The sequence below is a fragment of the Achromobacter deleyi genome, from assembly GCF_902859705.1.
GTDB lineage: Bacteria > Pseudomonadota > Gammaproteobacteria > Burkholderiales > Burkholderiaceae_B > Achromobacter > Achromobacter deleyi.
This window is the reverse complement of record NZ_CADIJO010000002.1, coordinates 520,818-541,222: the sequence shown is the minus strand read 5'-3', so window position 1 is coordinate 541,222 and position 20,405 is coordinate 520,818. Positions and strand designations below refer to the sequence as shown.

Below are 20,405 nucleotides of genomic sequence, written 5' to 3'. Positions count from 1 at the left end.
CCCGCAGCGGCCCCGGCGCCCCCACGCTGCTGTCCGCCACCGACGCCCGCCCCGTCGCGCTCGACCCCGTGGCCCTGCGCGCAGCCGCGGCCCGGCTGGTGCCGGGCGCCACGCTCACCGACGTGCAGGTGCTGGACCGCTACGACTTCTACTACTACGCCCGCGACGAACACGCGATGCTCGGCCACATCGAAAAACCCCTGCCGGCGTGGCGCCTGGTGTTCGACACCCCCCAGGCCACCTGGGTCTACCTGGACCCGCGCACCGGCCAGGTGCTGGGCAAGCAGGACCGCGGCAACCGCGCCAGCCGCTGGCTGTTCGCCTTTCTGCACAGCTGGGACTGGACGGGCCTGCTGGCGAACCGGCCGCTGTGGGACATCCTGCTGGTGTTCCTGTCGCTGGGCGGCGCGGCGCTGAGCCTGACCGGCGTGGTGATCGGCTGGCGACGGCTGGGCCGCAAGCTGCGCGCCTGAAAGCATGAGCCTGAAAGCACGGGCCTGAAAGCACGCACCTGAAAGTACGCACCTGAAAGCCGCGCGGGAATGCACTATGCTCATCGCCTTGCCCCCGGGGCCTGACGCCAGGCCCCGTTGATTCCCTTATTTGCGGAGCCCGCCATGTCCGACGTCACCATCTATCACAACCCCAAGTGCGGCACCTCGCGCAACACCCTGGCCATGATCCGCAACGCGGGCATCGAGCCCGAAGTGGTGCTGTACCTGGAAACCCCGCCGTCGCGCGCCACCCTGAAGGCGTTGTTCAAGCGCGCCGGCATCAGCGTGCGCGATGCGCTGCGCGAAAAGGGCACGCCCTACCAGGAACTGGGCCTGGATGATGTGTCCCTGCCCGAAGACGCCCTGCTGGACGCCATCGAACAGCACCCCATCCTGCTGAACCGCCCGTTCGTGTCGACCCCGCTGGGCGCCGCCCTGTGCCGGCCGTCGGAATTGGTGCTGGACATCCTGCCCGCCCCGCAGCAAGGCGCCTTCACCAAAGAAGACGGCGAACAGGTCGTGAACGCCGACGGCAAACGCATCCAGAAGTAAATACGCGGGTTTCGGCGCATTTTGTAAGCGGACTGACGGGAAACCCCATTACGATCGCGGCTATTGAAATATTGCACTGCGATGACGCGTCATGGATTTTCTTGAACCCCTGAATCAGTCCCTTTTTTTGCTGGTCAACGCCGACCCGGCCACGCCGATCTGGCGCATCCATGCCGCCCTGCTCATCGCCAACAAGCTGATCCTGCTGGTGCCGTGCACGCTCGCGGCCCTGTGGTTGTGGGGCGGGCAGGAACAACGCAGCCTGACCCTGAAGATCCTGGCCAGCATCGGCGCCGGCCTGTGCATCAGCTACCTGTTCGGCGCCCTGTGGCCGCACCCGAGGCCCTTCACCATCGGACTGGGGCACGCTTTCTTCCACCACAAGGCCACCGCCTCGTTCCCCAGCAACCACACCATCATCATCGCCACGATGGCGTTCGCGCTGATCTTCGACCGGCGCTGGGCCGGCTGGGGCTGGGCCACGCTGCTCCTGGCCGCCATCGTCGGCACCTCGCGCGTCTACCTGGGCGTGCACTTCCCGCTGGATATCGCGGGCGGCCTGGTGCTGGCGCCCGTGGCCGCGGGCCTGGCGGTTCCGGTATGGAACCGCGTCGGCGCACCGCTGACCGGGCTGCTGCAGACCATCTACCGCAAAGTGCTGGCGCTGCCGATTGCGCGCGGCTGGATTCGGGCCTGACGCCTTCAGGCCGCCCGCGCCAGCGATTCAGCCGGCCGGGCCGCCCGCCAACGCCCTTCGTGTTCGAGCAGCCAGCGCTTGCGGTCCAGGCCGCCGCCATAGCCCGTCAGTGACGCATCCGCGCCGATCACCCGGTGGCAGGGCACCACGATGCCCACCGGATTGGCGCCGTTGGCCATCCCCACCGCCCGCACCGCCGACGCCCGGCCGATGCGGGTAGCCAATATCCCGTAACTGACCGTATCGCCCGCCGCGATGCCGCGCAGCGCCTGCCACACCTGCCGCTGAAAATCGGTGCCGCCCAGCGCCACTGCCAAGCCATCGATCGCATCGACCTGACCGTCGAAATACGCCAGCAATTGCCGCGTCGCGTACGACGTCTGCGGCGTTTCCTGCACCTGCACCGCCCCTTTGCCGTACTGGCGGCGCAGCAACGCGTGCATGCGCGGCTCGTAATCCTCCCAATCCACCGCCCGCAGGCGCTCTGCATCGTCGGTCAGCACCAGCATCGTGCCAAGCGGTGTCGCCACCCGTTCAAGCGAAAACGCCAGCGGGGCAGCCGTGGTAACAAGAGTCCTGGACATGGTGTGACCTCTGAAAAACGTTGGGTTGGCAATCAATATAGGCCTGCCAGAAAGCTTGCGCTGGCGGTTTTCGGACATGGCAGTGAGCCTGACAACACTGTCCGAAAACCGCTAGCCCGGCACCGCCTGCGGCGCTAGCATGGCTTGCATGAACCTCGACCACGATGCCTGCTACAGCGCCATCCAGGTGCGCGACGCCCGTTACGACGGCCGCTTCTTCACCGCCGTCAAGACCACGGGCATCTACTGCCGCCCCGTCTGCCCGGCGCGCACCCCGCTATCGCGCAACGTCATCTTCTACCCCACGGCCGCCGCGGCCCAGGAAGCCGGCTTTCATCCCTGCCTGCGCTGCCGCCCTGAAACCGCCCCCGCCGCCGGCCCCGGCCAGGACCTGCCCGACAGCGTCTCGCGCGCCCTGGCCCAGATTGAACTCGGCGCCCTGGACGACGCCGGCATCGACGCCCTGGCCGAACGCCTGGGCGTCGGCGAACGCCAGTTGCGGCGCCAGTTCCGCCAGCACCTGGGCGCCTCGCCCGTCGCCGTCGCCCAGACCCGGCGCGTCCTGCTCGCCAAACAGCTCATCCACGAAACCCGCCTGCCCATGGCCGAAATCGCCTTCGCGGCCGGCTTCGGCAGCATCCGCCGCTTCAACGAAATCTTCCAGGACCTGTTCGGCCGCGCCCCCGGCGACCTGCGCCGCTCCAGCCAGCCCGACGTGTCCGCCGGCCCCCAAGGCGAAATCAAACTGCTGCTGCGCTACCGCCCGCCCTACGACTGGCCCGCCATGCTCGCCTTCCTGCGCGCCCGCGCCATTCCCGGCATCGAACACGTCACCGACAACAGCTACGCCCGCAGCATCAGCCTGGACGGCTGCCAAGGCACCGTCCACGTCCAGCCCGGCCCCGGCCACGCCCTGCAGGCCACCGTGCGCTTTCCCCGCCTGCAATCCCTGCCCACCCTCATCGCCCGCCTGCGCCGCGTCTTCGACCTGGCCAGCGACCCCACCGCGCTCGCCGCCCAACTGGCCCACGACCCCATCATGGCCACCCTCACCGCCCGCCGCCCCGGCCTGCGCGTCCCCGGCGCCTGGGACGGCTTCGAACTCGCCCTGCGCGCCGTCCTGGGCCAACAGATCACCGTCAGCGCCGCCATCAAACTCGCCGGCAAACTCGTCGCCGCCTACGGCCAGCCCCTGACCCACCCCGAAGCCCCCCTCACCCACCTCTTCCCCACCCCCGACGCCCTGGCCCCAGCCGACCTCGCCCCCCTGGGCATGCCCCGCACCCGCGCCGCCACCCTCTCCGCCGTCGCCGCCGCCACCCTGGCCGACCCCCACCTCTTCGCCCCCTCCAACACCCTGGAAGCCGCCATCACCCGCCTGCGCGCCATCCGCGGCATCGGCGAATGGACCGCCCAATACATCGCCCTGCGCCACCTCCGAGAACCCGACGCCTTCCCCGCATCCGACATCGGCCTGATCCGCGCCCTGGAAAAACTGGAATCCCGCGAATACACCCCCGCCCAACTCCTGGCCCGCGCAGAATCCTGGCGCCCCTGGCGCGCCTACGCCGCCCAACACCTGTGGGCAGAGTATTAGGACCCCCACGCCGCACACGCTGCGCGTGCTTGCTGCCCCCCGAGGGGGCTGCCCGGCCTTCGGGCGGCCGGGCGGCTGTTCTATTGAGGGGATTACTGCCCCCCAAGGCGGCTGCCCGGCCTTGGGACGGCCCGGCGGCCGGGCGGCTTCTACTGAGGGGATATAGATCGCGCGCGCTGCACAGGCCTACCGCCTAGCGCCGAAAACCGATGCCAAGAACAGGCACCGAAAAAGAAACCACCATTCACCCACGCGCAGCGAATATCGCTACGACGCAAGACACCGCGTATGCCAAAACCGGCTGCCCGCGCAGCCGGTTTTGGCGGGCGACGCAAACCTCGCCCCCGTCCCCCGGTCTAGCGGCCCCTCATTCCTCGAAACCCGTAGCCCCTCGGGGCGGCCTACGAAGAACAGAACGCCTAAAAAAAACTCAATCCCGAAAATTCTCAAACTGCAAAGGCAGATCCACATCCGTCTTCTTGAGCAAGGCGATAGCAGTCTGAAGATCATCGCGCTTCTTGCCACTGATCCTCAACTTATCCCCATTGATCTGACTCTCGACCTTCAACTTCGCGTTCTTGATAGCCGCGATCAACTTCTTCGCCACAGGCTGCTCGATCCCCTGCTTGATCGTCACCTTCTGCCGCGCCCCGCCCAGATTCTCAAGCGGATCCGCCACATCCAGGCAGCGCACATCGATCCCGCGCGCCGACAAGCGCCCGCGCAGAATATCCAGCATCTGCTTCAACTGAAACGCACTCGAAGCCACCTGCGTCACCACAAACCCTTCCAGCTCGAACTTGGCATCCGTGCCCTTGAAATCGAAGCGCGTCGCGAGTTCCCGGTTTGCCTGATCGATGGCGTTGGTGAGCTCGTGTTTGTCGACTTCGGAAACGACGTCGAAAGTAGGCATGACAAAAAGTCCCGTCAGTAAATGAAAAAATCCGGCTAACGCCGTTTGCCCCATTTTACCGGCCCCCGCGCCCCCGTCACGTCATCAGCACCAGCAGCCGCTCCGCCTGCAACGGATGCGCGATCACCTGCGCCTCGATGCCATAGGCCAGATAGAGATTTGCCGGCGTCAGCACCTGCGCCGGCGTGCCCAGCGCCACCGCGCGGCCGCCGCTCAAGAGCAACAACCGGTCGCACCAGCGCGCCGCCAGATTCATATCGTGCAGAATCACCAGTACCCCCGTATTGCCCTCGTGCGCCAGCTGCGCCGCACGCCGCATCAGGTCCGCCTGGTGGCGGGGGTCCAGGCTGGCCGTCGGCTCGTCCAGCAGCAGATAGCGCGCCTCGCCCGCCGCGCGCCCCGCCCCGCACTGCACCAGCACCCGCGCAAACTGCACCCGTTGCTGCTCGCCGCCCGACAGTTCGGGATAGCGGCGGCCGTCCAGGTGCCTCGCGTCCGCCCAGTCCAGCGCCTGCTGCGCCAGCGTATCGACCTCGGCCGGCGACAGCTCGGGAAACGGATACGCCCCCATCGCCACCACCTCGAGCACACCCAGGTCGAACGTCAGCCCCGGCTTTTGCGGCAACACTGCGCGCTTGCGGGCCTGCTCGCGTAGCGGCATCGCCGCCAGCGAGCGGCCGTCCAGCGTCAGGCTGCCGCCGTCCGCGGCCAGTTCGGCCGACAACGCGCCCAAGAGCGTCGACTTACCCGCGCCGTTGCTGCCCAGCAGGCCCACCACCTCGCCCGGCCGGACGCTTAGCGACACCTGATCCAGGATGCGCGTACCGTTGCGCGCCAGCGTCAGATTTTCAGCAGCCAGCATCAACCGTGCCTCCGGCCGCGGGCCAGCAGCCACAGGAAGAAAGGACCGCCCACCAGCCCGGTCACCAGCCCGATCGGCAACTCGGCGGGTATCACCACGATGCGCGCCAGCCAGTCGGCCAGCGTCAACACCAGCCCGCCGCCCAGCAGACACGCCGGCAGCAGCAGCCGGTGATTGGCGCCCAGCGTCATGCGCACCAGATGCGGCACCACCAGGCCCACGAACACGATCGTGCCGCTGGCGGCCACCAACGGGCCGACGATCAGCGTACATGCCAGTACCAGCCGGACCCGCACTTGCTTCAGCGAATAACCGAGGTGCTGGGCCTCGCGTTCGCCCAGCAGCAGCGCGTTCATCACGCGCCACTGGCGCATCAGCCACAACGACAGCACCAGCACCCACGGCGCCAGGAAAGCCAGCAGCTTCCAGCTTGCGCCGGCCAGGCTGCCCATGTTCCAGAACGTCAGGTCGCGCAATTGCGCATCGGTGGCCATGAAGGTGAACAGCCCGATCAGGCTGAAGGCGATGGCCGTGATGGCCACGCCGGCCAGCAGCAAGCCTGCCACCCCCGGCACGCGCCGGCCCACCGCGTAGGCCGACAGCGTTGCGACCAGGCTGCCGATGAAAGCGCCCGGCGCCGTGTACCAGAAGCCGCCGTGCGTCAGAACAATCGCGGCCACCGCGCCCAGCGAGGCGCCCGCCGAAATGCCGATCAGGCCCGGCTCGGCCAGCGGATTGCGAAACAAGGCCTGCAACGCCGCGCCCGAAATCGCCAGGCCCGCGCCCATCACCACCGCCAGCAACACGCGCGGCAGGCGGATGTCGATCAGCACGTTGCGCCACAGCGCCTGCTCGGGCGTGGGCGTGCCCCCCAGCAGCGACGGCAGTTCGCGCAGCGGAATCGAAACCGCGCCGCTGGCGCTGGCGGCCAGCACCGCCGCCACCAGCACCACGGCCAAGGCCGCCAGCGCCAGCGGCGGATTAGCGCGCCATGACATGCGCGGCCTCTTGTTTGAGCTGGCTCAGCGCCAGCGGCAGCCGCGGGCCCAGGCCCAGGATCAGCAGATCATCCATCACGATGATGCGCTGTTTGGCCGCCGCCTGCGTGACGGCAATGCCGGGCAAACGCGCAAAACCTTCCAGGCCGCCGCTGGCCTGCAGCGATTCCCGGGTGACGATGATCAGGTCGGGCGCCAGCGCGCCGATGGACTCGGGCGACAGCGGCTTGTAGCCCTGCTGCCCATCCAGCACATTGACCAGGCCGGCCAGGTGCATGACCTCGGCCGCGGCCGTGTCGCGGCCGGCGCCCTGCGGCGCGCCGTTGCGGTTGATCAACAGCAGCGCCCGCGCGCGCGTCGCGGGCAAGGCCTGGGCCTTGTCCAGGTCGCGCGACACGTCGGCCACCATCTGCTCGCCCGCCGCGGCCACGCCCAGGGCGTCCGCCACGGCGCGGATGCGCGCCTTCAATGAATCCACCGACGGTGCGTCCGGCACGCGCACCACGCGCACACCGACCTCGCCCAGGCGCTTGAGCGCCTCGGGCGGGCCGGCCTGCTCCGAGGCCAGCACCAGGTCGGGTTTCAGCGCCAGCACGCCTTCGACCGGCACCGCGCGGTAGTAACCGACACGCGGCAGCTTGGTGGCGGCTTCCGGGTAAAGGCTGGACTGGTCGTCGCCGACCAGCCTGTCGCCCTGCCCCAGGCCGTACACGATTTCCGTCACGCTGCCGCCCAGGGTCACTACCCGCGCAGGCGGCGCCGCCTGCGCGCACGCCACCAGCATCCAGCCCGCCACCACCGCCAACCATGTCTTCATTGCGTCTTCCTCAAGCGGCCAGCGGCACGCGGCACAGGCCCATCATCAATTCACGCCACGCCGGCAGCTCAGGCTTGCCCGGCTTGCGTTCGCCAAAGAACTGCGCGATCAGGTCGCCGGTGGACGAATAGAGTTCCAGCGAGGTCACCCAGCCGTCGGACGTGGGCTTGTTGACCACCCACGCCGATTCAATGGCGGTGGTGTCCAGATGCAGATTGAACTTCGGGTCCAGCACGTTATACCAGGGGCCTGTGCGCCGCAATTGCTGCACCGGGCCGGTGTGGATCTGGATCATGCCGCGGTTGCCCACGAAGCACATGATCGACAGGCCGCTTTGCGCGGCCGACTCCAGCATGCGCTCGACCGCGTCGGCCGGCACCGTCTGGGCCAGGTCTTCGCCGGCCGCGGCCAGGGCCGCCAGACGCGACACCTTGAACTTGCGCAGCAGCGGGAAGAATTCGTGCGTGTCCTGCATGCCCAGCCAGGCCTCGCGCCAGGCCGCGGCGTCGTCCACCTGCGGCGCATCAACGGCAGCGGCATAGGGCGTGGTCTCGGGCCAGCGCGACTCACCGGCGAACTTGGCCACCAGCGCGTCATACGCGGCCACATCGGTGGCCTCGGTGCGGTACACCTTGTGCACCGCCACGCCCGCGCCGTCGAAGAACTGCAGGCTGTGGCGGCCGTCCTGCTCGACGGCCCAGGCCGACTTCCAGCACGAGAAGAACACGCGCAGGTCGATGTCGGCGCCCAGCACCAGGCCCACCGGGCCATCGGCCTGGATGTCCAGGTAGGCGCCGTGGCGCTCGTGCACGCACCAGTCGTTGCGGGTCAAGGCCATTACCGGGCCCAGCGTGCCCAGTTCGCGAAAGATCGCCTGGGGCTGGCCGTGCAGTTCGGTGGCCTTGACCCCGGCACAGCCGGCGGCCACCCATTCGGCTTCGGACACGCCCAATTCCTGGGCCAGGTTGCGAGCGCGCAGGCCGGGCTTGGCCGCCGCCAGGGCTTCGTTGCGGGCGCGCAGCTCGGCGGCGCGGGTGTTGAAATCGGTCTGGTTCATCTCGTTGCTCATTGCGGGCTCTCCGGCCGGAATGGAAAATCGAAACTGCCGCCGCTGACGCGCAGCGGCGGCAGCGCGGGGGTCAGTATTGATAAGTCAGTGAGACGCGCAGGCTGCGTCCCGGTTCCGTGTACCAATCCACCGGCCGCGGCAGCGCCGTGGCCCCGGCGGTCGGCACGTTGATGGCTTCCCAGTACTTCTTGTCGAACAGGTTGAACACGCCAGCCTGCACTTGCAAACCCTTGACCTGCGCGGGGCGCCAGTAGCCCATCAGGTCCACCACACCGTAACCCGGCGCCTGGAAGTCGCGGTTGGGCGTGGTGGCGCTGGCATCAGGATATTCCACCTTGTTGCGGCGCAGGGCGGTGGTCAGCATGGCGTCCACGCCCCAGACGTCGCGGCCATAGCCCACGCCCAGCACGGCCTTCAGCGGCGCAACCGAATTCAGGTACTGGCCCGTGCCTTCGTCCTTGCCCACGGCCCACGCCAGCGAGCCCCAGGTACGCCAACCCGGCGAGAACTTCCAGTGCGCGCTGGCCTCGGCGCCATAGATGCGGACCTTGGCGCGGTTGACGTTGCCCGTCACGCCCAGCGGGTACTGCCCGGCCCAGCCGGCCTGCCACTGCGGCGAGCCGGCATCCAGCGGCACGTTGCTGTCGATGAAGTTCTGGTAGCGGTTGTCAAAGAACGACAGCGCGCCGCCCAGCGCATCGGACCCCAGCTTGGCGCCCAGTTCCCAGCCCTTGCTGGTTTCCGGCTTCAGGTAGGGGTTGCCGACCCGCAGATAGGTGCCCGGGCCGCCGTAGTTGGTGTAGAGCTGCGTCGGGCTGGGCGCCTTGAAGCCGTAGGCGTATTGCGCGTACAGGCTCAGTTCGTCGGCCGCCTTCCAGGTGGTCAGCAGCTTGGGCGAGAAGCGCCCGCCGCTGTTGGTCGACGGCAACGCACCCGCGTTGGGGTTGCTGGTGTAGCTTTCGGTGGCCTGCGGCTTTTGCTCGTAATGGTCGTAGCGCAGCGCCGGCATGACCGTGTAGCGGCCGTCGGCGAAACTGAATTCGTCCTGCACCCACACCGCCCATTGGCTGCCCTTGGACTCGGGCACGTCGGCCTGGTTGGTGTGCAGCATGTCGCAAGCGCGCGGGCCGAACGGCGCCGGCGTGCCCGGGCGCACCACCGGGCAGTTGTCGTAGCCGCTGGAATTCTGCTGGGTCTTGTTGCCGAACCATTCACCGCCCACCGTCCACAATTGCGCCACCGCGTCGCCCGCAAAGCGCTTGGTCAGTTCGGCGTTGGCGCCGAACATGGTCTGGCGGATGGAATTGTTGCGGCCATAGGCGCCGCTGGGGAAGCCGTAGCGGAAGGGGTCGCCGGGAATGATGTTGGCGCGCGCATCGCGGCTGCGTTCGCCGTCCAGCGCGCTGTCCAGCTGCATGCGCTGCCAGTACACGACCGCGGTGGCGCTGTCGATCAGGCCGCCGGTGCTGGGCGCCTTGTAGGAATAATCGAACGACACGCGCTCGCGCTCGGTTTCCTTCTTGGTGGTGTTTTCGCCGATCAGGTAGCTGGTGCCCGGGCCTTGCTCGAACATGCTGTCCTGGGTGGCGTTGCGCTTGAAGTATTCGCCGGTCAGGCCGAAGCGGTGGCCGCCTTCGACGCGCTGCTGCAGCTTCAAGAGGAAACTGCGCTGGTCGTAGTTTTCAGGCGTGGGTTCGGTGCGGCGCGGGCCGTAGCCGCCGATGTCGCCGCGATTGTCCAGCGCGTGGCCGTTGCGCAGGCCCGCCTGCACCAGCCAGAAGGTGTTGCTGTGGATCTGGCCGGCCAGGGCCGCGTTGGCGCCCCAGCTGCTGTCGGCGGTGTCGTAGTCGGTCTTGGCCAGCGCGCCGAAGGTCTTGCCGTCGGTGAGCAGGTCCGACGGGTCCAGCGTGTGCAGGTCGGCCATGCCGGAAATGGCGCCCGAGCCGCCCGAGCTGGCGTCGGCGCCGCGCACGATGTCCAGGCGCGACAGCGAATTGAAGTCCACCGCTTCCAGGCCACCCTTGACACCGCGGGCGCCGTCGTCCAGCCACGGCAGCCGGATGCCGTCCACGCGGGTCAGTACGCGGTCCTGGTCCAGGCCGCGGATGTTGATGCTGTTGTTCTGGCGGTTGAAGCTCACGCCCGGCTCGGCGCGCTTGCCCAGGTCGCTCCAGTTCTTGATCTGCAGGTCGTCCATGCGCTTGCGGTCGGTGCGCGTTTCCCAGGCGGGCGTGGCGACCGCGCCTTCGCCTTCCACGGTAACGGGCGACAACTGCGTGACGCCAGCCTGCGGCGCCGGTTGCAGCACGAACACGCCGGGGCTGCGTTCCCGCGCGGCCAGGCCGCTGCCGGCCAGCAGGCGGGCAAAGCCGTCTGCCACCGAGTATTCCCCGTTCAACCCCGCGCCGCGGCGCTGGCCCACCAGCGTGGCATCAAACAGCACCGTGACGCCAGCGTTGTCGGCAAAGCGCGACAGGTTCTCGGCCAGCGGGCCGGCCGGAATGCGGTAGCTGCGGGCCGCGCTTTGGGCCGCCTGGGCCTGCGCCGCGGCAGCCGGCCACAGCATCACGGCCGGCGCGGCCAGCGCCGTGGCCAGGCGCAGCGCAAGCGCCAGGCGGGTCAGGCGGTTGTGGGCGCCTGGTTGGGGTAAGCCGCTTGCGCGGCCGGCAGGGAAGTAAGCCATGGTCGTCCTTTCGATCCAACGGGTATCGGCATTCGTGTGCCTCTACTGACCATGACCCTCGGCAATCGCGGATCGGACAGCGCGTCCTCGTCTTTTTTGTAACAGTGGAAAATCCGCGCGTTCAGGCCTGGCCCTCGCGCGGCGCGATCGTCACCCAGTACGCGCTGCGATAGCGCACCTGCACCGGCAAGGTCGACGGCAACGCCGCCAGCACCGCGTCGGTGTCCTGCAACTGGAACGCACCCGAAATGCGCAGCCCCGCCACCGCCGGGTCGCAGCGCAGGATGCCGGCGCGGTAGCGGCCCAGTTCGGCGGCGAAGGCATCCAGGCGCCAGGCGCTGGCGTGCAGCACGCCGCGGGTCCAGTCGGCCGCGTGCGGGTCGGCGGGTTCGGCTTGCGGCGGGGCATTGCCGGTCAGCAGGGCCTGTTCGCCCGCCGCCAGCGCCACCACGGCGCCGCCGCTGTACACGCTGACCTCGCCTTCCTGCACGCTGACCAGGCAGGCGTCGCCGTCCTGGCGCACGCAAAAGCGCGAGGCCTGCGCGCGCACGTCGCCCTGGCGGGTGCGCACCACGAAGGGCCGCGGATGCTCGCCGGTTTCGGCCACCGCATGCACGGCGATTTCACCGGCGCGCAGCCGCACCAGGCGCAGGTCGGCGTCAAACAGCACGTCGACGGCGCTGGCGGTGTTCAGGCGCAGCGACGAGCCGTCGGCCAGCGCGACCTGGCGCTGCTCGCCGGTGGCGCTGCGATAGTCGGCCGTCCATTCGAACGGGCTGGCGCGCCACGCGGCCCAGCCCACCGGGCCGGCCACGATCAACGCGGCCAGCGCCTTCAGCACGCGGCGGCGGTCGCCGGATTCGAGGCGGTTCAGTGTTGCCATGCCCAGCGCCGACGGAATCAGTCCGAAACGCTGGTTGACCCGCTGCGCCCGCTGCCAGGCGTGTTCGTGTTCGGCCTTGCTGGCGCGCCATTGCTCGCAGGCGTGGACGTCAGCGTCGGTGGCGCGCTCGGAACTCAGGCGCAGCAGCCAGCGCGCGGCTTCGCGCGCCACCTTGCGTTCGACGGCGGGCAGCTCGCCCGCCAGGCCCCATTGCGCGCTCACATCACCGCCATGATGCATTGTTCGTAGCCCCTGGCGATGTAGCGGTGCACCGAGCGCAGCGACACATTCAGCCGGGCCGCGATCTCGCCGTGGCTCAGCCCTTCCAGCTGCGCCATCAGGAACGCCTGGCGCGCCGGCAGCGGCAGGCCGGCCAGCATTTCATCGATTTCCTGCAGGGCTTCCAGGATCAGCAGGCGCTGTTCGGGCGACGGCGCCACCGCCTCGGGCAGTGCGGCCAGGGCCTCAAGGTAGGCCTGTTCGAGCGAACGGCGCCGGTGGTGGTTCAGCACCAGGCGCTTGGCGATCGTGGTCAGGTAGGCGCGCGGCTCGCGCAGCGCGTCCAGCTCGTGGCGATGGCGCAGCACGCGCAGGAACGTGTCCTGCGCCAGGTCGGCGGCGTCGAACGAATTGCCCAGCTTGGCCCGCAGCCAGTTGTGCAGCCACCCATGGTGCGCGCGGTACAGCAGGTGGACGGCGTCGCCAGAGGCAAGCGCAAGGTTGGACACGGCGGACTCCCGAACATTCTTGATTACAAATAACAATCAATCTCATTCTAAATGCAAAACCATTATGCAGGTCAAGCCGTCGTTGCGCGGGCCGTGCGGCGATATGATGGGGACAGATTCGACCGCGGCTTGCGCGGCGCCCCCCTTCCCAGGCCCTTCCCCATGCTCTACAGCGTTCTGAAACTCGTGCACTTGCTGGCCGTCATCCTGTGGGTGGGCGGCATGCTGTTCGCCCACTGTTTCCTGCGGCCGGCGGCCGCGCAGCTGGAACCGCCGCAGCGGCTGCGCCTGATGGCCGCGGTGCTGGGCCCGTTCCTGAACGCCGTGCTGGCCGCGATCGTGCTGATCCTGGCGACCGGGGCGATGATGATCGGCCAGGAAGCCAGCCAGGCCACGCAGACCGGCGGCACGTTCTTCATGCCGCGCAGCTGGACGCTGATGGCGGCGGGCGGACTGGTGATGACGGCGATCTACGCCTATATCCGCGCGGTGCTGTATCCGCGGCTGCGCGCGGCGGTGGCGGCCTCGACGTGGCCGGCGGGCGGCCAGGCCATGGCGGGCATCCGCCGCTGGGTGGGGGTGAACCTGGTGCTGGGGCTGCTCATCGTGGCGGCGGTGTTCCTGGCCTGAGGCTTCGGGCCAGGCAAATAGCAGGCGAAGCTGGCCCACCTATCGGGCCAACTCGGTTGGCTATCGGAATTCTTCGGGTTGGTGCAATACGCTGTACATCCGGCGTGGCCACACTGGACCGGACTCTCGCGGGTCTTACAACATAAAAGGAAAACCGATGATCAAACGCGTCTTGCAACTGGCCGCCCTGGGCCTGTCCACCGCCACCTTCTCCGCCGCCTTCGGCGCAGCGCCCATCGACAACAGTGCGCTGGAGCAGCCCGGCTTTCGCGAACACAAGACCACCTACGGCCTGGTGTACCGCCTGCCCAAGGAAGTCAATGCCGTGCTGGACGCCAAGGTCTACAGCGCGCTGCGCCCCGACCTGGTGGCGCTGGACCTGAAGGCCGAAGCCGAAACGCCCAACATCCCGCACGTGACGGTGGTGCACATCCACAACGCCGACCCGGCCACGCCGCAGCGCATGCTCAAGGCGCTGCCCAAGCCGCCGGCCCCGCTGGCCATCACGCTCAAGAACTTCTACCCGACCGAAGCCGCCAAGGGCGCGGGCCACCCGTGGTGGCTGGACCTGGGCGTGGTCAAGAGCGGCGCGGGCTATGAGGCCATGATGGCCTACAACACCACCGCCACCGCCGCCCTGGCGCCGCTGCGCGACGGCCCGCTGCCGCGAGTGACCGGCCCGGTCTACGCCAAGATGGCCGACGCCGGCCGCGACCTGGTCAAGACAATGGGCGTGAGCGGCGTGAACGTGGTCAAGGACGGCAAGGAAGTGCGCGCCCACAACCCGCACAACACGCTGGTCTACAGCATGGCGATCTACGACGAGCGCCTGGCCAATGCCATGAAGCAGGAATCGGACAAGTTCAACGCCGTGCTGCCCGACGGCATCGAAACGACCTTCAAGGACGTGTCCATCGTCGAACTGGGTTTTGCCGGCAACGTCACGCGCGAAATCTACCGCATCAGCCTGGAAGACGGCGCCGTCACCGACGTGGCCACCGGCAAGGCCGTCAGCCGCTGAGTCAGCCCCCGCAGCCCTGCAACGGGGCTGCGCCCGCTTGCCCAAGGCGCGGGGCGCGGTACGTATACCGCCCCGCCGGCCGCGGCTCAGCCCTCGGCCAAGCGCTCGCGCAGCACCTCGCGCACCTGCCCGCGCAGCCACGCCTGCAAGGGCGAGGTGTGCTGGCGCCGCGCCCACACCATCGCCAGTTCCATCTTGCGTAGCCGCGCCGGCATCTCCAGCATCGACAGCGGAAAGTGGCGGCAATGCACCCGCGCCACGCTGGCCGGCATGGTGGTGGCGTAATCGGTATCCACCAGCACGTACGGCGCCACGCCAAAGCCCGACAGGTAAGCCGAAAACGCCATGCGGCCGGCGCCCGGTTTGAGCAAGCGGTCGAAGGTGGTTTCGCGGCCGTACATCTGCTCGAAGGCGAACCACTTGATCGCGCCCAGGTCGGCCAGCGTCAAGGCGCCCCGATCCGCCCACGGATGCCGCGCCGACAGCACGCAGACGCGGCGATCGGTATGCAGCGCATCGCGGTGAAACCGCGCCGGCATCTTGCCGAACAGGCCGATGGCGATGTGCAGGCGTTCGGTGTCCAGGTCGTCGGGCGCGAAGTCGCCGTGCAGCGACTGAAAGCGCAGGGTCACGCCGGGCGCCGCGCGGTGCAGCCGTTCGATCAGCGGCGCGGCCAGCAGGATTTCGCTGTGCGCGCCAGTGCCGATATTGACCACGCCCTCGGCCCGCGCCGGGTCGAAGGCTTCCGGCGGACGCAAGGCCGTCTCGATCTGCGCCAGCGCATCGTGCACCGCGGCGTGCAGTTCCAGCGCCCGCTCGGTCGGAATGAAGCGGCCCTTCACCACCACCAGCAACGGGTCTTCCAGCCGCAGGCGCAAGCGCGCCAGGTCGCGGCTGATGGCCGGCTGCGTCTTGTGCAGCAAGGCCGAACTGGCCGTGGCGCTGCGCGTGCGCATCAACACGTCGAAGGTCAGCAGCAGGTTCATGTCGAGCCTGCGCAGGTAGGGCAAGGGAGCGGCGTCGGTCATGCCGCCATGCTATGCCCTAAATGAATGCCTTGAAAGACCCATATCGATTTGGATATGGTGTGCTTGCGCCGCCGGCATTGGGCAAGCGGCGCGGCCTTGGCTACAGTCCGCCTCGGACCGGGCGTTTCGACCCGGCCGCCCCGCTACGGAGACACCATGGCCCCCCACTCTTTCCGCCGCCTGCCGGCCCTGGCCCGCTGGGCCGGCAGCGCCGTGCTGGCGCTGGCCGCCGCCCTGCCGCTGGCCGCCCGCGCCGCCGACTTCCCCAGCCGCCCCATCACGCTGGTGGTGCCGTTTCCCGCCGGGGGCACGCCCGACATCCTGGCCCGGCTCATGGGCGACAGCATCGCCAGGCGACTGGGGCAGCCCCTGATCGTGGAAAACCGCGCCGGTGCCGGCGGCAACATCGGCGCGCAGGCCGTGGCCCGCGCCGCGCCCGACGGCCAGACGCTGCTGATGTGCGCCTTCGGCTGCACCGTGGCGCCGTCGCTGTACCAGCCGGCGCCCTACGACATCGTCAAGGACTTCGCGCCCGTCGCCATGATCGGCACCGTGCCCAGCGTGCTGGTGGTCAACCCCAAGGTGCCGGCCGACACGCTGCCGGCGCTGCTGGCCTACGCCCGCGCCAACCCCGGCAAGCTGAATTCGGCCTCGTCCGGCATCGGCGGGTCGGCCCACCTGGCCACCGAACTGCTCAAGCTGCGCGCCGGCATCGACCTGGCCCACATTCCCTACAAGGGCGCCGGCCAGGTCGCGGCCGACCTGCTGGGCGGACAGGTGGACATGTACTTCGACAACCTGCCCGCGTCGCTGGCCAACATCCGTGCCGGCAAGCTGCGCGCCCTGGCCGTGGCCAGCGCCACGCGCGCGCCGGCCATCCCCGACGTGCCGACCTTTGCCGAAGCCGGCGTGCCCGACTTCCTGATCACGCCCTGGTTCGGCGTGATGGCCCCGGCGGGCACGCCCGTGCCGGTGCTGGACACGCTGCACGATGCCTTCGACCAGGCGCTGAAGTCGCCCGAAGTGGCCGCGAAGATGCGTGAACTGGGCGTGGAAACGGCCCCGGGCACGCGCGCGGATCTCGCCCGCTTCGTCGCCGCCGAAACGGTGAAATGGCAAGGCGTCATCCAGGCCAATCACATCAAGGCGGAATGATGGCGCAAGTCACTGCCGCCGCGCCGGCCCTGCCCCCCATCCGCCTGCGCGACATGGGCGCCTTCCACATCGGCGGCCGCGACATCCTGCTCGCCGGCCTGCCGCGACGCGAGCTGGTCATGGCTGAAGGCGGCCAGCCCGTGCAGCTGGACCCCAACGGCACCTACCGGGTCGAGCAGATGTACGCGCAGTACTTTCTGGCCGAGCCGGCCAGCGGCCGCCCGCCCGTGGCCTTCTGGCATGGCGGCGGCATGACCGGCGCCGCCTGGGAAACCACGCCCGACGGCCGCCAGGGCTGGCTGCACCATTTCCTGCGGCGCGGCTGGGACGCCTACCTGTGCGACGCCGTCGAACGCGGCCGCGCCGGCGCCGCGCCGCACGTCTGGCAGGAAGCGCCCGTGGTGCAGGCGCAGGAAGACTGCTACACCCGCTTTCGCATCGGCCGCCCGGGCACCCGCCCCGGCCCCGGCAGCGCGTATGCCGACACGCAATTCCCGCTGGAATCGTTCGGCCAGCTGGCCGCGCAGATGGTGCCGCGCTGGGTCCACACCGACGCGGCCATCCTGCGCGCCTACCTGGCCTTGCTGGACCGCATCGGCCCGGCCGTGGTGGTGTGCCATTCGCAGGCTGGCGTCTTCGGCATCCGCGCCGCGCATGCCCGCCCGGCCGGTGTGCGAGCGCTGGTGGCGCTGGAACCGGCCAGCATTCCCGACCTGGAACCCGACGCCGCCTACGACACGCCCACCCTCATCGTGATGGGCGACCACATGGACACCGACCCGCGCTGGCCGCGCATGCGCCAGCGCGCCCAGGCATTCGCCGCCCGCTACCCCAGCGTCACGCTGCTGACGCTGCCGGAGCTGGGCATCCACGGCAATTCGCACATGCTGATGATGGACCGCAACAGCCTGGAAATTGCCGAGCGGGTGCACGACTGGCTGATCGGGCAGACGGCGTAAACCCGGTGCAGTGAACGCCGTACCGCGCGGCAGGCCGGGGGATGCCCGGCCGGCCGCCGCGGCGACGTCGGCTGGAAACCCTTGCGCGTCGCTTCCTGCCACTGCCATTTCGTGGCAGCATTGCAACCATCCCGCCTCAAGCCCCGCCTTCCCCCATGTCCCGCGCCGAACGCCTTCTGGATCTGCTGCAGACCCTGCGGTGCCACCGCCTGCCCGTCAGCGGCCATCGCCTGGCGGGCGACCTGGGCATCAGCCTGCGCACGCTGTACCGCGACATCGCCACGCTACAGGCCCAGGGCGCCGAGATCGAGGGTGAACCCGGCGTGGGCTACGTGCTGCGCCCCGGCTTCATGCTGCCGCCGCTGATGTTCAGCAGCGAGGAAATCGAGGCCCTGGTGCTGGGCACCCGCTGGGTAGCCGACCGCTCGGACCCGCGCCTGGGTCAGGCGGCCGCCAACGCGCTGGCCAAGATCAGTGCGGTGCTGCCGCAGGAACTGCGCGACGAACTGGACGCCATTCCGCTGCTGGTCGGGCCCAGCACCTGGGCGGTGGTCGACAAGGTCGACCTGGCGCTCATCCGCCAGGCGATCCGCGGCGAACAGAAGATTGCCATCACCTATCGCGACGACAAGGGGGCCGATTCCGAACGCGTGATCTGGCCCTTCGCGCTGGGCTTTTTCGACAGCGTGCGCATCGTCATGGCCTGGTGCGAACTGCGCCAGGACTACCGCCATTTCCGCACCGACCGCATCGCCACGCTGGCATCCGGGGAACGCTACCCGCGCCGCCGCCACGCCTTGCTCAAGGAATGGCGCGCCATCAATGCCGTCAAACGCGACGGCTGCTAAGCCAGTGCGACATCGCCCAAAACACTACTGACAAAATCTGACAGCATGCCTTTCTAAGATGAGCGCTCATTCACCCAGGAGCGCATCATGTCCGCCAAGAATTTCGTCATTTTCTACGTCGACAAGCCCTCGGCCAGCGCCGCGTTCTACAGTGCGCTGCTGAACCGCCCGCCCGTCGAAAGCTCGCCCACCTTTGCCCTGTTTGCCCTGGATTCCGGCCTGATGCTGGGCCTGTGGTCGCGCCACACCGTGGAACCGGCCGCGGCCGGACGCGGCGGCTGCACCGAACTGGCCTTCACCGTGCCCGACGCCGACGCCCTGAACCAGCGCCACATCGACTGGAGCCTGCGCGGCCTGCCCATCCTGCAGGCGCCCACCGACATGGACTTCGGCCGCACCTTCGTCGCGCTGGACCCCGACGGCCACCGCCTGCGGGTGTTCGCCCCAGCCCCCGAACCCGCTGCGGCCGAGGCCGAGCTCATCACGATCCCAGCATTCCCAGGAGCCTGAACCACAGGTAATCCAGCGGCACCAGCAGCACGAACGACACCAGCGCCGTCACCAGGCAGAGCGCCAGGCCGCTGCGCGCCGGCACCTGGCCCATGCCCATCGCCACCACGATGGGCGAGGCCTGGTACGGCATGATGACGGTGGCGTAGCCGGCCACCTGCGCCATCAGCACCGTCATCAACGGCAAGCCCGACGCCTGCGCCAAGGTCTCGGCCAGCGGCGTGTACAGAGCCGGCACGCCGTTGGCCGTCACCACGAAATTCAACGCGGCCGACAAGCCGACCAACGAAAAGAAACTCTGCATCGGCGCCTCGGGCGACAGCGGCAGCCACGCCAGCAACGCCCGCCCGATGATGCCGCCCAGGCCGCTGTCGGCCACCATTGCGGCCAGCCCCAGGATGCCCGCCACGTAGATGGCGGTGCGAAAATTCACTTCCTTGCCGAACTGCTCGCCGCTGACGAATCCCACCTTGGGCAAGAGGCACACGCAGGCGGACGCCAGGCCCACCCAGGCCGGCGACACGCCATGCCAGCCGTCTGTCACCCAGCCCAGCAAGGTCAGCCCCAACAGCACAGCCAGGCGTTTTTCGGCCGCAGACAGCGGCAGCGGCGCGGGCGCCGGCGCGGCCGGTTGCGGCGTATCGCGGAACAACCCCGCAATACAGGCCACCAGCACCGCGCCTTTCAGCACGCCCAGCACCGGCGCGTGCAACCACAGATAGGGCAAATACCCCAGTTGCAGGCCATAGCTGGTCTCGATGCTGCCCGCCATCACCAGGTTCGGCACGTTGGCCGGCAAGATCGAGGTCGACAGCTGGAACGTGCCGAAGCCCACCGCCAGCGCCAGCCCGATGCGACCCCGGCTGCCCGGCGCCAGGCCGATCTGGTCGGCAAAGGCCAGCACGATCGGCATCAGCAAGGCAATGCGGCCCATGTTCGACGGCATGATGAAGGCCAGCAGATACGTCAGCAGCACCACGCCCGCGACCACCACCGGATACGACCCCGACAGGCGCTGCGACAACGCGCTGGCCAGGCGGTCGGCCAGGCCCGTGTTCTTCAGCGCCAGGCCCAGCACGTAGCCGCTCAGCACCAGCCAGAACGCCGCCGACGCAAACCCCGAGAACACCACTTCGCGCGGCGCCACCGCCAGGATCGTCGCGGCGCTGAAGAACAGCAGCGCGGTCAGGTATTCCGGCAGGCGCGAAAAGGCCCATAACGCAATCGTGATGGCCGTGAGCAGCGCGGGTAGAATCGGAAAATTGGAGGCGACAAGATGCATGGGCAACCTACGGCGGTAACACGGATCGGCGCAGTGTACGGACCCTGTCCGCCGCTGGAAATGCGCGATTCGCAGAGGCTGCCTCAACGCGCCGC

At 68.9% G+C, this 20,405-nt stretch carries 21 protein-coding genes; 10 read left to right on the top strand and 11 right to left on the bottom strand.

The annotated features are described in order from the left end of the window. From HV798_RS04965 to HV798_RS04955, 3 genes are all read left to right on the top strand, one after another. Window positions 1-473, top strand: a 473-nt coding sequence (locus HV798_RS04965) for a PepSY domain-containing protein (protein ID WP_246288579.1), incomplete at its 5' end; no start/stop codon positions are given. Between the two features lie 144 nt (window positions 474-617). Next, window positions 618-1,046 carry an arsenate reductase (glutaredoxin) gene (gene arsC / locus HV798_RS04960; RefSeq protein ID WP_175191124.1) on the top strand — a complete coding sequence of 143 codons (429 nt, stop codon included), beginning with the start codon at window positions 618-620 and terminating at the stop codon, window positions 1,044-1,046. Window positions 1,047-1,137: 91 nt separating this feature from the next. Further along, window positions 1,138-1,743, top strand: a complete 606-nt coding sequence (locus HV798_RS04955) for a phosphatase PAP2 family protein (RefSeq protein ID WP_175191125.1) — start codon at window positions 1,138-1,140, stop codon at window positions 1,741-1,743. A 5-nt stretch (window positions 1,744-1,748) separates the two neighbouring features. Here HV798_RS04955 and HV798_RS04950 read toward each other — a convergent pair whose 3' ends face one another. Continuing rightward, window positions 1,749-2,327 (bottom strand): methylated-DNA--[protein]-cysteine S-methyltransferase, encoded by a 579-nt coding sequence (locus HV798_RS04950; RefSeq protein WP_246288578.1) that lies wholly within the window; start codon window positions 2,325-2,327, stop codon window positions 1,749-1,751. 148 nt (window positions 2,328-2,475) lie between these two features. Between HV798_RS04950 and HV798_RS04945 the strand changes: the two genes are divergently transcribed. Next, a complete protein-coding gene (locus tag HV798_RS04945) occupies window positions 2,476-3,924 on the top strand; it encodes an AlkA N-terminal domain-containing protein (RefSeq protein ID WP_175191126.1) in 1,449 nt (482 codons plus the stop codon). Window positions 3,925-4,354: 430 nt separating this feature from the next. On the opposite strand, the gene HV798_RS04940 is transcribed toward HV798_RS04945, so the two are convergent. The 8 genes from HV798_RS04940 to HV798_RS04905 form a co-directional block, all read right to left on the bottom strand. Then, window positions 4,355-4,837 (bottom strand): YajQ family cyclic di-GMP-binding protein, encoded by a 483-nt coding sequence (locus HV798_RS04940; protein WP_006390968.1) that lies wholly within the window; start codon window positions 4,835-4,837, stop codon window positions 4,355-4,357. Between the two features lie 76 nt (window positions 4,838-4,913). Next, complete coding sequence (locus HV798_RS04935) at window positions 4,914-5,702, bottom strand: heme ABC transporter ATP-binding protein (protein ID WP_175191127.1); 789 nt, start codon at window positions 5,700-5,702, stop codon at window positions 4,914-4,916. Further along, window positions 5,699-6,697 carry a FecCD family ABC transporter permease gene (locus tag HV798_RS04930; protein WP_175191128.1) on the bottom strand — a complete coding sequence of 333 codons (999 nt, stop codon included), beginning with the start codon at window positions 6,695-6,697 and terminating at the stop codon, window positions 5,699-5,701. Before HV798_RS04930 ends, HV798_RS04935 begins: the two co-directional genes overlap by 4 nt. Then, window positions 6,681-7,514 carry a heme/hemin ABC transporter substrate-binding protein gene (locus HV798_RS04925; protein WP_025139327.1) on the bottom strand — a complete coding sequence of 278 codons (834 nt, stop codon included), beginning with the start codon at window positions 7,512-7,514 and terminating at the stop codon, window positions 6,681-6,683. Before HV798_RS04925 ends, HV798_RS04930 begins: the two co-directional genes overlap by 17 nt. A 10-nt stretch (window positions 7,515-7,524) precedes the next feature. After that, entirely contained in the window at window positions 7,525-8,571 is a 1,047-nt protein-coding gene (locus tag HV798_RS04920; RefSeq protein ID WP_175191473.1) for a hemin-degrading factor, read from the bottom strand. An 82-nt stretch (window positions 8,572-8,653) separates the two neighbouring features. Beyond that, a complete protein-coding gene (locus tag HV798_RS04915; RefSeq protein WP_175191129.1) occupies window positions 8,654-11,266 on the bottom strand; it encodes a TonB-dependent receptor in 2,613 nt (870 codons plus the stop codon). Between the two features lie 121 nt (window positions 11,267-11,387). Continuing rightward, a complete protein-coding gene (locus HV798_RS04910) occupies window positions 11,388-12,389 on the bottom strand; it encodes a FecR domain-containing protein (protein WP_175191130.1) in 1,002 nt (333 codons plus the stop codon). Then, a complete protein-coding gene (locus tag HV798_RS04905) occupies window positions 12,368-12,877 on the bottom strand; it encodes a sigma-70 family RNA polymerase sigma factor (protein ID WP_175191131.1) in 510 nt (169 codons plus the stop codon). The genes HV798_RS04910 and HV798_RS04905 overlap by 22 nt, the downstream gene beginning before the upstream one ends. A 162-nt stretch (window positions 12,878-13,039) precedes the next feature. Between HV798_RS04905 and HV798_RS04900 the strand changes: the two genes are divergently transcribed. Together HV798_RS04900 and HV798_RS04895 are read left to right on the top strand one after the other, a co-directional pair. After that, window positions 13,040-13,507: a CopD family protein gene (locus HV798_RS04900; RefSeq protein WP_025139322.1), complete on the top strand. Its 468-nt coding sequence runs from the start codon at window positions 13,040-13,042 to the stop codon at window positions 13,505-13,507. A gap of 157 nt (window positions 13,508-13,664) precedes the next feature. Further along, the gene (locus tag HV798_RS04895; protein WP_175191132.1) at window positions 13,665-14,528 is read left to right on the top strand and encodes a hypothetical protein; all 864 of its coding nucleotides are present in this window, start codon (window positions 13,665-13,667) and stop codon (window positions 14,526-14,528) included. Window positions 14,529-14,614: 86 nt separating this feature from the next. Here the strand turns inward: HV798_RS04895 and HV798_RS04890 are convergent, their stop codons facing one another. Beyond that, a complete protein-coding gene (locus HV798_RS04890) occupies window positions 14,615-15,556 on the bottom strand; it encodes a LysR family transcriptional regulator (protein WP_175191133.1) in 942 nt (313 codons plus the stop codon). Between the two features lie 156 nt (window positions 15,557-15,712). Between HV798_RS04890 and HV798_RS04885 the strand changes: the two genes are divergently transcribed. From HV798_RS04885 to HV798_RS04870, 4 genes are all read left to right on the top strand, one after another. Beyond that, entirely contained in the window at window positions 15,713-16,711 is a 999-nt protein-coding gene (locus HV798_RS04885) for a tripartite tricarboxylate transporter substrate binding protein (RefSeq protein ID WP_175191134.1), read from the top strand. Beyond that, on the top strand, window positions 16,711-17,670 hold the full coding sequence (locus HV798_RS04880; protein WP_246288576.1) for an alpha/beta hydrolase: 960 nt from the start codon (window positions 16,711-16,713) through the stop codon (window positions 17,668-17,670). Before HV798_RS04885 ends, HV798_RS04880 begins: the two co-directional genes overlap by 1 nt. Window positions 17,671-17,825: 155 nt before the next feature. Continuing rightward, window positions 17,826-18,518, top strand: a complete 693-nt coding sequence (locus tag HV798_RS04875) for a helix-turn-helix transcriptional regulator (RefSeq protein WP_175191136.1) — start codon at window positions 17,826-17,828, stop codon at window positions 18,516-18,518. Window positions 18,519-18,605: 87 nt separating this feature from the next. After that, on the top strand, window positions 18,606-19,028 hold the full coding sequence (locus HV798_RS04870) for a VOC family protein (protein WP_025139316.1): 423 nt from the start codon (window positions 18,606-18,608) through the stop codon (window positions 19,026-19,028). Here the strand turns inward: HV798_RS04870 and HV798_RS04865 are convergent. Beyond that, on the bottom strand, window positions 19,000-20,310 hold the full coding sequence (locus tag HV798_RS04865) for an SLC13 family permease (RefSeq protein ID WP_025139315.1): 1,311 nt from the start codon (window positions 20,308-20,310) through the stop codon (window positions 19,000-19,002). The two genes, HV798_RS04870 and HV798_RS04865, sit on opposite strands and share 29 nt — an antisense overlap. Window positions 20,311-20,405 lie beyond the last annotated feature (95 nt).

Coding starts and splice junctions, on each gene's coding strand:
- arsC (WP_175191124.1), top strand. CDS start 618: ATGTCCGACGTCACCATCTATCACAACCCCAAGTGCGGCACCTCGCGC.
- HV798_RS04955 (WP_175191125.1), top strand. CDS start 1,138: ATGGATTTTCTTGAACCCCTGAATCAGTCCCTTTTTTTGCTGGTCAAC.
- HV798_RS04950 (WP_246288578.1), bottom strand. CDS start 2,327: ATGTCCAGGACTCTTGTTACCACGGCTGCCCCGCTGGCGTTTTCGCTT.
- HV798_RS04945 (WP_175191126.1), top strand. CDS start 2,476: ATGAACCTCGACCACGATGCCTGCTACAGCGCCATCCAGGTGCGCGAC.
- HV798_RS04940 (WP_006390968.1), bottom strand. CDS start 4,837: ATGCCTACTTTCGACGTCGTTTCCGAAGTCGACAAACACGAGCTCACC.
- HV798_RS04930 (WP_175191128.1), bottom strand. CDS start 6,697: ATGTCATGGCGCGCTAATCCGCCGCTGGCGCTGGCGGCCTTGGCCGTG.
- HV798_RS04925 (WP_025139327.1), bottom strand. CDS start 7,514: ATGAAGACATGGTTGGCGGTGGTGGCGGGCTGGATGCTGGTGGCGTGC.
- HV798_RS04920 (WP_175191473.1), bottom strand. CDS start 8,571: ATGAACCAGACCGATTTCAACACCCGCGCCGCCGAGCTGCGCGCCCGC.
- HV798_RS04915 (WP_175191129.1), bottom strand. CDS start 11,266: ATGGCTTACTTCCCTGCCGGCCGCGCAAGCGGCTTACCCCAACCAGGC.
- HV798_RS04910 (WP_175191130.1), bottom strand. CDS start 12,389: ATGCATCATGGCGGTGATGTGAGCGCGCAATGGGGCCTGGCGGGCGAG.
- HV798_RS04900 (WP_025139322.1), top strand. CDS start 13,040: ATGCTCTACAGCGTTCTGAAACTCGTGCACTTGCTGGCCGTCATCCTG.
- HV798_RS04895 (WP_175191132.1), top strand. CDS start 13,665: ATGATCAAACGCGTCTTGCAACTGGCCGCCCTGGGCCTGTCCACCGCC.
- HV798_RS04890 (WP_175191133.1), bottom strand. CDS start 15,556: ATGACCGACGCCGCTCCCTTGCCCTACCTGCGCAGGCTCGACATGAAC.
- HV798_RS04885 (WP_175191134.1), top strand. CDS start 15,713: ATGGCCCCCCACTCTTTCCGCCGCCTGCCGGCCCTGGCCCGCTGGGCC.
- HV798_RS04880 (WP_246288576.1), top strand. CDS start 16,711: ATGGCGCAAGTCACTGCCGCCGCGCCGGCCCTGCCCCCCATCCGCCTG.
- HV798_RS04875 (WP_175191136.1), top strand. CDS start 17,826: ATGTCCCGCGCCGAACGCCTTCTGGATCTGCTGCAGACCCTGCGGTGC.
- HV798_RS04870 (WP_025139316.1), top strand. CDS start 18,606: ATGTCCGCCAAGAATTTCGTCATTTTCTACGTCGACAAGCCCTCGGCC.
- HV798_RS04865 (WP_025139315.1), bottom strand. CDS start 20,310: ATGCATCTTGTCGCCTCCAATTTTCCGATTCTACCCGCGCTGCTCACG.